This is a genomic window from Streptomyces sp. NPDC059142, assembly GCF_042755665.1.
Taxonomy (GTDB): Bacteria; Actinomycetota; Actinomycetes; order Streptomycetales; family Streptomycetaceae; genus Streptomyces.
In genome coordinates this window covers 74,901-75,349 of sequence record NZ_JBHZDA010000027.1, presented here as the reverse complement: position 1 = coordinate 75,349, position 449 = coordinate 74,901, and the positions used below count along the sequence as shown (strand labels likewise).

The following is a 449-nucleotide window of genomic DNA, read 5'->3' as shown; positions in this document are numbered from 1 at the left end:
GCCGGGGGGGGGGGGGGCGGGGGGGCCCCCCCCCCGCCCCCCGCCCCCCCCGCGGGGCCCACGCGGCCCTGGCCGCGGCCGTGGTGCGCGCCCTCGGCGCGCGACCGGGGGCCGCGGCCGGGCGCGGCCCCGTCAGGCCGCCGTGAACAGCAGTACGGCATTCTGACCGCCGAATCCGAACGAGTTGCTGACGGCCACCTCGGCGCGCACATCACGACCGGCCTTGAACACCATGTCGAGTTCCAGCTCCGGGTCCAGGCTCTCCAGATTGGCGGTGGGCGGGATGTGGCCCTCCTCCAGCGTGAGCGCCGTCGCCACCGCCTCGATGGCGCCCGCGGCGGCCAGGGAGTGGCGCCGCCCCCCCCGGTCGGAGGGGGGGGGGGGGGGCGCCCCGCGCACCCCCCGGGACCGGCGGGCCGCCGGGGCGGGCGTCGGCCGCGGGGCGGTGG

Annotated in this window: 1 pseudogene; it reads right to left on the bottom strand. The window is 82.0% G+C overall.

What is annotated here, in order from left to right:
• Window positions 1-132 precede the first annotated feature (132 nt).
• A pseudogene (locus ACFXPK_RS13340) lies at window positions 133-449 on the bottom strand (3-oxoacyl-ACP synthase); the annotation flags it as partial.